The sequence below is a fragment of the Mucilaginibacter gossypii genome (assembly GCF_017569325.2).
Lineage (GTDB): Bacteria > Bacteroidota > Bacteroidia > Sphingobacteriales > Sphingobacteriaceae > Mucilaginibacter > Mucilaginibacter gossypii.
In genome coordinates, this window is sequence record NZ_CP071878.2 from 6533635 (window position 1) to 6547062 (window position 13428).

Here is a 13428-nt window from a genome sequence, read left to right on the forward strand (position 1 = left end):
TCGGACTGCGAAGTTGAGGGAATAGGCTTACAATTCAAAAAAAGATTGCTAACAAAAAGTTGAAAGTTTTTGATTGGGCTGTTGTTGGTAATGTAAATATAGGGTACATTTTGTTATCCGGCAGGTTTAAAATTGTCTCTGCGGCGCGCTAAACCGCCCGATGTTAAAAATGCTGATCTTTTCTTTAAGTTTCAAAATGCAAAGAATGCATGATGCCGATAAGTAACATTAGCGCAATGGGTAATTACGTAATGACAATTCGGGAAATGTATGGTCATTTATATCTTTTGCTTCGCCTTTATTTCCAGGTAGCGGTTTACTGTGTTTATGGTAAGGTTTTGGGGGGATGTCAGTATCGACTGGATGCCGTGGCTGGCCAGCTCTTTTACCATCAATTTTTTATCGTAAGCAAACTTTTCGGCAATGGTTTTTATGTAGATGCCTTCAACATCTTTGGCAGGCTGTTCGCTCAGGGTTTTTAATTCCGTATTTTCAAAGAAGACTACCAACAGCAGGTGAAACTTGGCTATCCGTCGTAAAAAAGGCAACTGCCTTTGTAATGCAGGTAGGCTTTCATAATTAGCGAAGAAAACAATGAGACTTCTTTGTTTTATTACCCTGCGTACAGTAGTATAAAGCGCCTCCATGTTGGTTTCAAGGTAACGGGTTTTTTCCTTATATAAAACCTCCAGGATTTTATTAAGCTGAGTGTATTTGCTATCCGCAGGTATAACAGTCCCAACTTTTTCCGATACCGTGATCAACCCTGCTTTATCTTCTTTTAACAGCGCCACGTTTGATAAAACAAGACTGGCATTTATGGCATAATCAAGCAGGCTCAGGCCTTCAAAAGGCATTTTCATTGAGCGCGACTTGTCAATTACACAATATACATGCTGCGATTTTTCATCAACGTATGAGTTCACCATCAGGTTGCTGTGCCGGGCGGTAGCTTTCCAGTTAATGGTACGATAGTCATCACCTGATACATAGTTTTTCACCTGCTCAAATTCGAGGCTATGCCCAATCCGCCTGATCTTTTTTATGCCGATATCAGTTAAGCGGTTTGAAATAGCCATAAGTTCATACTTCCGCATTTGTAAAAATGAGGGATAAACCGGTAATATTTCGGTCTGTTCAAAATTGTATCTGCGCGAGATTAACCCCAACGGTGATTTCACAAACACCCTGATAAAACCAAACTCATATTCGCCGCGGCGGGTAGGCCTTAAGAGGTAAAGGATCTGCTTGTGTTCCCTGGGTTTCATCATGGTTTTAAACCAAACGTCACGCTTCTGAAATTGCTCAGGGATCTCGTCAATGATGCCAATATTTATATTAAAAGGGTAAAAGCTCTCTATATAAATACCTAATTCGTTTTCGTCGCCATTGCTTAACCTTTCAGGAGCTATCCGCTTTGCAAATACGCCGTTTGATGTTCTGTAAAGCATCAACAGATCAAGTATTACCAGGAGCACAACTATCCAAAACGCCAGCCTCGGTATGATGCCAAGCCAGGGGAAAAAGAAACCGAATATAAACAGCACTACGCTGCCGGCAAGGCAGGCGAATAGCTTATTATTAAAAAAAAGGTTCTTATAAAACAATCCGATCAGCTTTTTCACAGCAGGGTATTAGCGGGGAACTTCTATTTTCTGTATTATTTGTGCAATTACTTCATCAGGGCTTACACCTTCCATCTCCTTATCGGGCGTAAGCATGATGCGGTGCCTTAAAACAGGCGCAGCTACATATATTATGTCTTCGGGGGTTACAAAATCACGCCCTTTAATTGCAGCAAGTGCCTTAGCCGCGTTTATAATAGCTAATGAAGCCCGGGGCGATCCGCCAAGCTGTACCGATTTACTATTGCGGCTTTCATGAATTATTTTGGCTGCAAACTCAAGCAGTTTGGGTTCAACATGTAAAGCACGTACCTGCTGCCTTACCTCGGTAATATCCACAGAAGACAATACCGCGCTGATCTGATTTAGCTGATCGGTAGTTTTTTGCTGATGTTGCTGGGTTACAATGGCTATTTCTTCTTCAAGCGTTGGATATTTGATCTCCACCTTAAATAAAAACCTATCCAGCTGCGCTTCAGGCAAACGGTAGGTGCCTTCCTGCTCAACAGGATTTTGGGTAGCCAGCACTGTAAATGGTTCTTCCATTTTATAGCTGTGCCCATCAATAGTGAGCTGGCGCTCTTCCATCACCTCAAATAATGCCGACTGCGTTTTTGCGGGCGCCCGGTTTATCTCGTCAATAAGGATAATATTGCCGAATATAGGTCCTTTCTTAAATTCAAATTCTGTTGTCTTAGGATTAAAGACCGAAGTTCCCAAAATGTCCGAAGGCATCAGATCGGGTGTGAATTGGATCCGTGAGTAACGGGCATCAATAGCTTTAGCGATAAGTTTAGCGGTAAGGGTTTTGGCAACACCAGGCACACCTTCAATAAGGATATGACCATCTGCCAGCACCCCCGCTATCAATAGGTCAATAGATTCTTGCTGGCCTACTATAATTTGGGCAAGTGTAGCCTTGATTTGTTCAACAGCAGTATGCAGCTTACCCAGATCAGTACGTTGTTCAAAAAGTTCGTTTTCCATGTTTTACCTGGATTGGATATAAAATTGTTCAATAAGTTGGTTCAGTTTAATCAGCTCATGATCTGCAATGTCTTCATGAGTAGTAATAAAATTCAAAGCCGTAGTCAGGTTAGCAGCCAGCGAATGAGGAATGCCACTTTTTTTGGCGAGCATATCAGTAAACTCCTCATCAAGGTTATTGGTTCTTAACGAATACTTATCCCTGATATAGCTTAAAAGGTATAGGGCTTTTTTATGAGCAATATCGGCATTGTCACGTTTCTCATAATATACCTGCCCAACAACGGTAACAAAATCAACAGTAGTATTTTTTAGCGGTTCAACTACTGGTATGATTCGCTGCCGGCGTTTTGCTTCATATACTATAAAAAGTGCCATGCTGAAAAAGGACAAATAAAATGCCCACCGCAAAGAAGGGTTTCGTAAAAATACACGCATGGTTGTTTCGTCTTCTGGTCGGCCCAGGGTATAATACTGGTCCCATATTAAATTACCATCATTTTTCACAACAGATAGTGCCTTTGCCGCATAATCCATGCCCCCGCTGGTTAATAAACTGTAATTGGTAAACATAAGCGGATTAGCATTCAAAAAAATATGCCCTTTTCCAATGGTATATTTTAAAAAATTGGTTTTGTGCTTTGTGTTTTTTCCGAGTACCAGAGCTTTGGCAGTGTCAATTTTGCTAAAGTACCCGGTATTCATACCCCTTTCTGCACTGTAAAGCTGCGTAGTATCTATTTTGGGATTTGAGAAGCGAATACCGAGCGCATCTTTATTTTCAAATACAACCTGGGTTTGTACTTTAAGGTCCTTTCCCAGTTCTTCACCAAAGTATGATGCGGCTATAAAAACATCATTGCCTTCATTCACAAACTTCCTCAGCTTTATATAATCGTATTCGTTGAGGTTTATCGAGCTGCAAATTATAAGATAGGTTGCGTGCTTTATTCCGTGATCATTTATAACATTATAAAGCGGCTCGCGGTATGTAGTAACATTTGCGGCAGGAAATATATCGTTGATTTGGCTGTACAAAATATAGGTACCAAAAGGGATCTTGTCATTTATATCCAGCGTTTCGTTCCAATTAATGGATTTTGGCCGGTTATATTGCGCAACCAGGTAAATAAGCATTAAACTGCCCAATGCAATAAGGTAAACCCTTAAACTTTTCATGACAGGCTCTGTTTAAATTCCTGAAAAATGTTATTTATCCGTTGATATGATTGTCCGTCTATCGGGAAATCCCCATACCAAACATATTCAAACTGCCTGGTAACAACTGTAAATTGTTCGCGCTGGCCTGCATTAGTTAATTCGTTAATATAGGCAGTATTGGTTTTTTCAATTTTCCAGTTTATCAGGTTAAGATCACTCAATTGTTTAAGGCTGCGTAAATAAAGCAGCCTTACCGCAAGGCGGTAATTCTTATTTGATAAAGCATCATCTATAGCTTCATCAAAGCTTATTTCATGAATGTTTTCAACAGCTTCTGAGTAGGGAACCGATGCGCTTTTAGCCTGCTTTTTAAAAAGATGGGGAAAACTGATGCCTAACAATTTTATTATACAATAAATGATAGCAAAAGCACCCACACCCAGTATCACATATTTTATAACATTAGCAGAGCTTTTGCCCATATTGGCACTCCCGAATAACTTTTGAAACAATTCGGCAACCCAGTTCCAAAAGCTTGCCCACAAATGCCACACCCAGCTCCAAAAGTGGTCCCACCAGCTTAGGCCTTCTTTTATAACATGGTAGTTAAAGTCTTTATCATTTTTATACTTATCCATTGCCGCTTCATTAAAATGCTTCACTGCAACGTCTACAGTATCAACTTTAATAAAAGCATGGGCGTGTAACGGAGATGCTTTACCGGCAGGTACAACATGCCCACCCATCGCGAGATTTGTTTGATGCAGGATGTTTGATGGTTTAAACATAAGCCGGTTAGTATTGCTCTGTTGAAAACTGATCAGTAGCGGGGTCATTTTTACCAAATGATTTGATCCTGTTTACAAGATTGTTTGCTTCCTTATGTTCAGTTAAGCTAAAATAAACCAATGTAATTGATATAACAGGCAGCAGCCACAAAAACTGGCAAACATGCTCAATAATAGCCTCAACTACCGCATATGTGGTGTTATAATAGGTGCCTGTTAGCCATTGGCTGCCACCGTAAAATATCATTGCCGGGATAAACAATGCCATTACCATTGCCAAAACAATAATTGACATCAGTAATATAACCCCGAATGTAAACCACCAGTTTTCTTTAATGATTTTAAATGATTTTCTAATCGCAAATTCGACGCTACCGTTTTCTATGATCATTATTGGAGTAACTAACCCAAAAATGGGAGCAAGGTACACCAAAGGGAAAAAGCAAAAGAAAAACGCGATAACCAGGGCAACACTCAATAAAATCTGGGTACCCAGCACCCTGAAAAAATAATATTTAAAATAAGCCCAAACTTCAAGCGTGGTAGGTGGCTGGTTTTCCTTTTGCTGGTATACTGCCAGATAGCTTATCGCCGTTAACACTAAAGCCGAATAGTTAACCTGCTCAAAAAGGATTTTTGCTATTCCCCAAAATGAAAACGCCGAATACTCGCCCTCCTGTGTATGCTGGAAATTAGATAGTATGGTTAACAAAGTGCTGGTTAACAAAAACATACCACATATTACAAGGTATGATTTAAATAGCGGTTTAAAATTTTGCCGTACAATAACAAAAGTATCGCTGATGATATCTCCAAACTCACGTGTTTTACTTAACTCAATATTCTCCTTCATTTGCGATTTCAACAATTTTTAAACGGTGTGACAGGTATGCAGGGTAAATTACAACATACCAAATTATAAATAAAAAAGAACCTCCCAAAATCAAGCTGCTGAGCCATACCGGCATTTCTGTATGGCGTGTGATGAAGCTTTCAAAAACAGCGGCAGTCACCACAATTGGCGATATTCCAAGCATAATCTTAAGCCCGTTAAGTGCGCCTTTTTTTAACGATACCATACGGCTAAACGTTTTAGGGAATAACAGGCTATTGCCAATTATAAGCCCGGCTGCACCGGCCAGAATAATAGTTGATATCTCGAGCGTACCATGGATCCAAATCACCAAAACCGACTGTATACCCAAACCCTTGCTAATGAATAAATATTGAAAACAGCCAACCATGAGCCCGTTACGGAATAAATTGATCACCGTTCCGGCCGATAAGGTAATACCCAATACAAAAGTAATGGCGGTTACCGTGAGGTTATTCTTCGCAATCATCCAAAACATCACAAATTCATTCTGACTTTTAAAAACACCAAATGGATCGCCCTTACTGATGTTTTCATTAGTCATGTTCACATAATCATCCGACAGAACAAACCTGATGAAGGTGCGGTCATATTTGGCTGATATAATGCCAATTAAAAAAAAGGTTATGAAAAAAATAAACGAATACAATATTTGCCTTTGATACTGTTTAAATAGCAACGGTAATTCCGTTTTCCAAAAAAACACAAACCGGTTAGCTTTTTCCTTCTTGTTTTTATAAATAGATTGATGGAAGCCTGCTGCTAACCCATTCAAATACAAAGTGGTTTTTGACTTTGGGTAAAATGTTTTTGAATACGCGAGATCGTCGGTAACGATTATGAAACGCTCGGCAAGTTCATCAGGGTCTTTTGCAGGCTCAGTTTCATAACTTTTCCATTTGGCCGAGTTCTGTTTTATAAATAATGGCTCACGCATGTGAAAGGCTCAGTAATTTTTTGTTAAAATAATAACAATATTTGATGTTGAGATATAAAGAATTAAATTGTTAATTATATTTATTGCATGCAAACAGTAAAGATACACACTTCACAAAATATTGAAATTGATTATGAAGTAGCAGGTTTAGGCGAACGCGTTTTGGCGCGTATTGTAGATATGGGCGTTTTTATGGGAATAGGATATATTTGTTACTTTATAATTATCTTCTTTTTTTTAACAACAATACAAAACTTTAAAGGCGATAGCATTCCTGCAGTATTAATAGTAATAGCTATAATATATTCGCTTGCAGCTGTTTTTTACGATCTCGTTGCCGAAGTATTTTTTAACGGCCAAACTATTGGCAAATACGCGGTAAAAATCAAGGTAGTAAGCATCAATGGTTCACGGCCATCATTTGGGCAGTTTTTGCTTCGCTGGGTATTCAGGCTTGTTGACTTTGGGATTACTTTTGGGATAGGGGCGCTGATATCTGTAGCAGTATCCGAAAAAAAACAACGCATTGGCGATATAGTTGCCGGCACAACGGTCATAAAAACCACACCCAATGCCCAATTAGGCGACCTGGTTTTTGCTTACCAGGATGATGAATACGAACCCACATTTAGTAACGTAGCTGATTTAAGAGATTCAGACATTACGTTGATACATGAAGTAATAAGTAATTTTAAAAGTACAGGTAACAGCCAAATAGTATATGACATGGCTGTGCGTGTTAAGGAATATATTCATGCGGATATTCCGCAGGGAATGAATGAGTATGACTTTTTGTTAACTGTAATTAAAGATTACAGCCACGTGGTTGCGCGTATGGGCGTTTAAACCGGGCTTTTTTAAAGATTATATAATTTATATAAGTACGCGATCAGTATGATGTTCCCGGTTATCAGGTAAAGCGTTTTTTTTGCGATGTGCTTTTTATCAAATTTTAACCGGCCATCAAGCAATACAAAAACAAAAGTAACGAGCAGGGGAATGGTAGCAGGGTATAACTGTAAGCTATCATGCATATGACCTTTCAATAAGGCAATAACAGAACGCTGAAAGCCGCAACCCGGACAATCATAGCCGGTGAATTTCTTAAAAGGACAGGGTATTAAATGATTTTGCAGCCATTGAATGAATATCAAATGGCTGCAAAATAAATTATAACAATGCATAATAATTATGCTTGCGGATCAAAAGGTTTTTGGTAATCGCCGGAGCCAAAACGATTGTTCATATTGGCTTCTTTGGCTGATGGGCCTAAATATACGGCATCTCCAAAACCTAAAATCATAATAAAAATAGGGTGTAACAATATAAGGCCAACAGTAAAACCTTCGCTTTTGCCAAAACTTTTACTTACCAAATTAGCCACCCATATTACAAATATAAAATTGATACAAGGGCAAATCATTAAAAGGAACCACCAGATAGGTTTACCTACTATTTCACAAAGAACAATGTAGTTATAAATGGGTATCAGGACGGCCCATCCGGGTTTGCCGGCTTTCACAAATACTTTCCAGGCTGCTGCTGCTGTTAAAATAAATATAGCCAAATAAATTACGATGGCTACAGTGGGAATGCTGCCCAATCCGGGCGAAGGGTAATTTTCCATTTTAAGTGTTTAAGTTGAGGTTTTCGTTTATATAACTTATTGCAAAATATAAATTTTTTTAAATAAAAATTAAAGAGAACGTATTTATTATGGAACCTGTAATTATAATTTATCCTTAATTTTGACTTGATGCAAAGAGAACAGATTTCGGTTTTTGATATGTTTAAGATAGGCATAGGCCCGTCGAGCTCACATACGCTTGGCCCCTGGCGTGCAGCCCAGCAGTTTGTGCAGTCGCTTGAGCAACAGGGGGTACTGCCGATGGTGCAGCAGGTTAAGATCTTATTATATGGCTCATTAGCCAAAACAGGTCATGGGCACGGTACGGATATAGCTATATTATTAGGTTTAAGTGGCGATGACCCCGTTACTTTCGAGGTGGACCAGGTAACACCTAAAATTGAGCAGATCAAAAGGTCGCATCAACTGATCATTGGTGGTATTTTACCATTGAGTTTTTATGCTGAGGATGACCTGCTGTTCCTTTTTAACGAAAGCTTACCTTATCATCCAAACGCGGTAACTTTCCAGGCATTTTTAAGTACCGGAAAGGCAATTTCTGAAACATACTACTCGATAGGAGGTGGTTTTGTGGTGAAGGAAGGTGCTTCAGGGCAATCAAAAGCGGAGGTTGACCTTCCCTTCCCTATTGATACCGCAGCCGATCTGCTGCACTGGTGTATCAAAACAGGTCTTCGGATTTCGGAAGTGGTGGCCGAAAACGAGCTGGCCTGGCGCAGCGAACAGGAAACCCGTACCGGAGCGTTGAATATCTTCAAGGCATTAAAAGAGTGTATTTACCGGGGATGTCACACTACCGGCCAATTGCCTGGCGGGTTAAATGTGGCAAGGCGCGCCGCAAAATTAAACGCAAGGCTCATCGGGAATAATAAATACAGCAATTATGATGAATGGGTTGCGGCTATCAGGAATACAGGCGACAGCTTTAAAAATACTTTAGATTGGGTAAGCTGTTTTGCATTAGCCGTTAATGAGGAGAACGCTTCATTCGGCCGTGTGGTAACCGCGCCAACAAACGGCGCCGCAGGCGTTATTCCTGCAGTGCTCCAATATTACATTGCTTTTTGCGATGGCAATACCGAGCAAAAGATCATCAACTTTTTATTTACCGCCAGCGAGATCGGGAGCATATTTAAAAAAGGCGCTACCATATCGGCAGCTATGGGCGGCTGCCAGGCCGAAATAGGCGTATCATCGGCTATGGCCGCGGCTGCTTTGACCGAATGTATGGGCGGTACCCAACGCCAGGTACTCATGGCTGCCGAAATAGCTATGGAACATCACCTCGGTCTCACCTGCGATCCTATCGGCGGGCTGGTACAGGTCCCTTGCATTGAACGTAATACCATGGGGGCCATTAAGGCAATAACAGCATCACAATTAGCGCTGCAAAGCAATCCTGAAAAAGCGAAGGTAAGCCTTGATGCCGTGGTAAAAACGATGTGGCAAACCGCGCTCGACATGAACTCGAAATACAAAGAAACAAGTGATGGCGGATTGGCAATTAACATCCCTATCAGTTTGCCGGAGTGTTAATTACTTACTTCTTAAACAGTCTTGAATCAAATTCAAAAAATTCGGTATTAATAATTTTTACGGCTTTATAATCGGGGTGTAAAGGGTTGATCAGGTAGTTAAAATCGCCCGCAACAGTGGCCGATGGTACCTGGAGCGCTAAATATTTGTTGGCTTTTACAAAGCCGTCACCAAATTGCTGTGTTGCTTTGATCAAGGGGTTGCTATTCCACTTTTCGGGTAACTGATCAACGCCGGGCTTAAAAACATCTGCATTATCAGGCAGCTCAATCGTCGCCATAAAATAATCAGAAGGCATAAATCCAAGCGGTGTATGTACCGCAACTTCGAGTACAGCCAATGCGCGTGACGAAGAGGTATAAACTACAGCAGTTCCTTTACTGTTCCAACGACCGCCGTTTAGTTCAGCCCCCCTGCCGCTCAAGTCATGAATGTAAGCCTGCTTACTTAAGCGATAAACGATCATGCAAGTATGCCATGTTCAATACGCCCCAATTCATCGCGGATCATATTGATCCCAAAGGCTGTATCCAAAAGTTCTTTAGGCTTTACTCCGCCCAGGGGAATGCTTTTATAATCCATCCAGGCGTAAAACTTATTTTCATCGCCAAAAACCTCAATACCCTTTTTATAGAGTAATTCAATCATAATTATCTTTTCAGAATATATGGGATCAAAGGTTTTGTTTTCCTTTTTATAACGTTGAATTGTACGCTCGGAAAGATGAAGGTACGAAGCCCAGTCATCAATATTAAAATGAATATGTTTTGATAATTTGGTAAGATAGGGGAATGAGATTCCTTCCCTTACCATAAAGGTTAAATTAACCTCGTCATCATCAAGAAATTTATAGGGTTTTGGAGCACTCATGACATTCACTGTAAATTGTCAATAAATTTACGACAATTGTCGTCGAAAAGCAAATCTTATTTTTTAGCAAAAACAGCCCCTACCGCCGCCTTCAGTTTATCAACCCACATTCCATACATTTTACCGGATGGATGCAAACCATCGGTCGCCAGTAAGGTAAGATCATTCGCCGCCAACTTAGAAACGCCGGTAATTTCAACATAATTAACCTTTGCATTAGCACTTATTTTACGGTTAATATCGTTGAACTGATCGATCTCAGGGCCGATAACGGCATCCTGCCCTTGAGCAAAAGGTGTAACACCATAGTCGGGGATAGACAGCACAAATACATGCTCGCTGATACCGTCAGCAAATTTAATGGCCGTATTTAAAACCTGCTCAAACTTAACGCGGTAATTTTCCTGGCTTAAGCCATCATATTGATCATTTACACCTATCAGCAGCGTGACTACATCATAAGTATTGCTTTTGATGCTGCTTTGATCAATAGCTTCAATGAGTTGATCGGTTGTCCAGCCGGTGCGGGCTATGATAGCCGGCGTATTTACTTTGAGGCCTTGTAACTGGTTAGCCAGTTGATTAGGAAATGCCTGTTCAGGGAGCACAGACTGGCCTATGGTATATGAATCGCCGAGGGCAAGGTATGTTAGGGTATCCTTTATCACGGTAACTGGTTTTGACGGGGGATTATAACTAACCGGCGCCGGCGTGTTTTTGCCTGCACAGGCCGATAATGTAACTGCAGTGAGTAAACTTAAAATTATTCCCTTCATTATAATATCTCCATACCAAAAAGTACGGAAATATGGTGTTTAAGGATTTTTTTTACTTCGTTAATGTCAACCTCATGCCCAAGTTCCTGCTGCATGGAGGTAACAGCCTTATCGTCAATACCGCAGGGCACTATGTTTTTAAAATAGCTCAGATCGGTATTTACATTAAGCGCGAGGCCGTGCATAGTAACCCAGCGACTGCAGCGTACGCCCATGGCGCATATTTTACGGGCTTTGTCATTATCGGCATCAAACCATACGCCCGTATAACCTTCATAACGACCGGCCTGCAGGCCAAAATCGGCGAGGGTAAGGATCACTGCTTCTTCCAGCGTACGCAGGTACAGGTGTATATCAGTAAAAAAATTATCAAGGTCGAGTATCGGGTATGAAACAATTTGCCCCGGCCCATGATAGGTAATATCACCGCCCCTGTTTATGGGATAATAAACAGCCTGTTTTTCTTTCAAGCCTGCCTCATCTAATAATAAATGTTCTGGCTTACCGCTTTTACCCAGGGTATACACGTGCGGATGTTCGCAAAAAACCAGGTAATTAAAGGTTTCGTCGGCTTTGATAGTATCGTATGCTATAGTCCCTGCGTTTTTAGCAGCTGCTTCGTAAGCCGTTTCACGATTACGGTTGTCTATTTTAGTTTTAACCGTTTCACTAAAAAGGGTTTCCTGTTTATCCCAGGCCTGCTGGTAATCAACCAGGCCCCAATCCTGAAAAAATACTTTCTTGTTTTTCATCATTCGCCCTTTACGTAGCCTATCATATAATCTTCATATTGCAGATAGCCCACGGTATAATCAATGGTGGTATCTTTTTTATTCAATTGCGCATTCACCACACCGTGGTGCTCAAACTGGAAAGGCTCCAAAAAAATGTTATCGGCAAATGAAACCTCTTTTTGGCCGTTACATTTATAAACAGCCTCCTTGGCGCACCAGCAAACATATAGTTGTTCAATTTTTTGCGGGCCATTTATGAATTTCAACTCCTCCTTACGCATAAACTTGTTGGCAATGCGCTCAACTTTTTGCTTAATCTGCTCAATATCAATCCCAACCTTATATGTTTTGCTGATCATCACAGCGGCATAATCAAACGAATGGCTTAAGGAGATATGGTAAGGGAGGTTTACCAGGTAAGGCTTGCCATGCTCATCAACTTTACAGTCAATATACTCATCGGTACGGAGCATTTTACGCAGCAGCACGCGGGTACCCAGCCAGTGCAGGTGGCGCTTGCCATTGCTCAGGCTTTCTACAAAATCTTTTTCCTGCTGATCAAGCTGTAACTGGCTGTACAGGTCTGTAGCCTCCTCCTCGATACGCCAGAGTGCAAACTCGGTGTCATCATCAATACGCTGCCTGTATGCTATCGCCATAAAAGTAAAATTGCAAAATAGGTTGCAAACATATGTCAAAAAAAATTAAATAATATCAGCGCAGCTACATATTCGTAATCGGCTGAACCATATCAGGTTTAGGAGTTGTTTCTGCGCTATCTGAACGCATTTTGCCGGCCAATATTGTTTATAAAAGCCGGCGCCGATTAGGCTAATTTTCATAATTTAGCGCCAGCAATAACCTGCCTGTATGATACTATCTGATAAGCGCATCCTCGAAGAAATTGAACAAGGCCATATTATTATTGAACCATTTAACCGCGAATACCTGGGCACTAACTCGTACGACGTTCATTTGGGCAAATATTTAGCTACTTACCGTAGCCGGGTGCTTGATGCCAAAGTTCATAATGAGATAGATGGCTTTGAAATTCCGAAGGATGGCTTTGTGCTTCAGCCAAATACCCTTTACCTGGGCGTAACAATGGAGTACACCGAAACACACCGGCATGTTCCGTTTTTAGAGGGCAAATCAAGCACAGGGCGTTTAGGTATCGATATTCACGCAACAGCGGGTAAAGGTGATGTTGGTTTCTGCAATACCTGGACACTTGAAATTTCATGTGCCCAGCCGGTGCGCATTTACGCCGGCATGCCCATTGGTCAGCTTATTTATTTTGTAGTTGAGGGCGAGATTGAAACACTGTACAACAGTAAAGCCAACGCCAAATACAATAATCCTACTACACGCCCTGTTGAAAGCATGATGTGGAAGAATAAGTGGTAGGTTTAAGCCACAAGTATTAAGTTGAGTGTCTCAAGTTGGTAGTCTTAAGTATTCAGTATAGAAAATAAAGTCAGATTTTCGACTA

The 13428-nt window shown here is 40.8% G+C and carries 16 protein-coding genes; 3 read left to right on the top strand and 13 right to left on the bottom strand.

Features of this window, described 5'->3' with window-relative positions; all coding sequences use genetic code 11:
* Positions 1-278 precede the first annotated feature (278 nt).
* The 6 genes from J3L18_RS28040 to J3L18_RS28065 are packed head-to-tail and all read right to left on the bottom strand — an operon-like array spanning position 279 to position 6372.
* Positions 279-1625, bottom strand: a complete 1347-nt coding sequence (locus tag J3L18_RS28040; protein WP_129567963.1) for a DUF58 domain-containing protein — start codon at positions 1623-1625, stop codon at positions 279-281.
* Positions 1626-1634: 9 nt separating this feature from the next.
* The gene (locus tag J3L18_RS28045) at positions 1635-2612 is read right to left on the bottom strand and encodes an AAA family ATPase (RefSeq protein WP_112657134.1); all 978 of its coding nucleotides are present in this window, start codon (positions 2610-2612) and stop codon (positions 1635-1637) included.
* A 3-nt stretch (positions 2613-2615) separates the two neighbouring features.
* A complete protein-coding gene (locus J3L18_RS28050) occupies positions 2616-3791 on the bottom strand; it encodes a DUF4350 domain-containing protein (protein WP_129567964.1) in 1176 nt (391 codons plus the stop codon).
* Positions 3788-4561 carry a DUF4129 domain-containing protein gene (locus tag J3L18_RS28055; RefSeq protein WP_189549052.1) on the bottom strand — a complete coding sequence of 258 codons (774 nt, stop codon included), beginning with the start codon at positions 4559-4561 and terminating at the stop codon, positions 3788-3790. Before J3L18_RS28055 ends, J3L18_RS28050 begins: the two co-directional genes overlap by 4 nt.
* 7 nt (positions 4562-4568) lie before the next feature.
* On the bottom strand, positions 4569-5414 hold the full coding sequence (locus tag J3L18_RS28060) for a glycerophosphodiester phosphodiesterase family protein (protein WP_129567966.1): 846 nt from the start codon (positions 5412-5414) through the stop codon (positions 4569-4571).
* Positions 5398-6372, bottom strand: a complete 975-nt coding sequence (locus tag J3L18_RS28065; protein ID WP_129567967.1) for a stage II sporulation protein M — start codon at positions 6370-6372, stop codon at positions 5398-5400. Before J3L18_RS28065 ends, J3L18_RS28060 begins: the two co-directional genes overlap by 17 nt.
* Positions 6373-6459: 87 nt before the next feature.
* Between J3L18_RS28065 and J3L18_RS28070 the strand changes: the two genes are divergently transcribed.
* Positions 6460-7218: an RDD family protein gene (locus tag J3L18_RS28070; RefSeq protein ID WP_129567968.1), complete on the top strand. Its 759-nt coding sequence runs from the start codon at positions 6460-6462 to the stop codon at positions 7216-7218.
* Between the two features lie 11 nt (positions 7219-7229).
* On the opposite strand, the gene J3L18_RS28075 is transcribed toward J3L18_RS28070, so the two are convergent.
* Positions 7230-7526, bottom strand: coding sequence for a DUF2752 domain-containing protein (locus J3L18_RS28075; protein ID WP_223266082.1), 297 nt, complete (start codon positions 7524-7526; stop codon positions 7230-7232).
* 35 nt (positions 7527-7561) lie between these two features.
* A complete protein-coding gene (locus J3L18_RS28080) occupies positions 7562-7999 on the bottom strand; it encodes a DUF5684 domain-containing protein (RefSeq protein ID WP_129567969.1) in 438 nt (145 codons plus the stop codon).
* Positions 8000-8128: 129 nt separating this feature from the next.
* Between J3L18_RS28080 and J3L18_RS28085 the strand changes: the two genes are divergently transcribed.
* Positions 8129-9556 carry an L-serine ammonia-lyase gene (locus tag J3L18_RS28085; protein WP_129567970.1) on the top strand — a complete coding sequence of 476 codons (1428 nt, stop codon included), beginning with the start codon at positions 8129-8131 and terminating at the stop codon, positions 9554-9556.
* A gap of 4 nt (positions 9557-9560) precedes the next feature.
* On the opposite strand, the gene J3L18_RS28090 is transcribed toward J3L18_RS28085, so the two are convergent.
* Genes J3L18_RS28090 through J3L18_RS28110 form a run of 5 tightly spaced genes read right to left on the bottom strand, consistent with a single transcriptional unit; the run spans position 9561 to position 12595 of the window.
* Positions 9561-10022, bottom strand: coding sequence for an RES family NAD+ phosphorylase (locus J3L18_RS28090; protein ID WP_129567971.1), 462 nt, complete (start codon positions 10020-10022; stop codon positions 9561-9563).
* A complete protein-coding gene (locus tag J3L18_RS28095; RefSeq protein ID WP_129567972.1) occupies positions 10019-10426 on the bottom strand; it encodes an Xre family toxin-antitoxin system antitoxin in 408 nt (135 codons plus the stop codon). The genes J3L18_RS28090 and J3L18_RS28095 overlap by 4 nt, the downstream gene beginning before the upstream one ends.
* 56 nt (positions 10427-10482) lie before the next feature.
* A complete protein-coding gene (locus tag J3L18_RS28100) occupies positions 10483-11202 on the bottom strand; it encodes an SGNH/GDSL hydrolase family protein (RefSeq protein WP_208102368.1) in 720 nt (239 codons plus the stop codon).
* Positions 11202-11957: a lipoyl(octanoyl) transferase LipB gene (lipB, locus tag J3L18_RS28105; RefSeq protein WP_129567973.1), complete on the bottom strand. Its 756-nt coding sequence runs from the start codon at positions 11955-11957 to the stop codon at positions 11202-11204. Before lipB ends, J3L18_RS28100 begins: the two co-directional genes overlap by 1 nt.
* Entirely contained in the window at positions 11954-12595 is a 642-nt protein-coding gene (locus J3L18_RS28110) for a 4'-phosphopantetheinyl transferase family protein (RefSeq protein WP_090530799.1), read from the bottom strand. The genes lipB and J3L18_RS28110 overlap by 4 nt, the downstream gene beginning before the upstream one ends.
* A 211-nt stretch (positions 12596-12806) precedes the next feature.
* Between J3L18_RS28110 and dcd the strand changes: the two genes are divergently transcribed.
* Positions 12807-13343 (top strand): dCTP deaminase, encoded by a 537-nt coding sequence (dcd, locus tag J3L18_RS28115; RefSeq protein ID WP_090530796.1) that lies wholly within the window; start codon positions 12807-12809, stop codon positions 13341-13343.
* Positions 13344-13428: the final 85 nt, after the last annotated feature.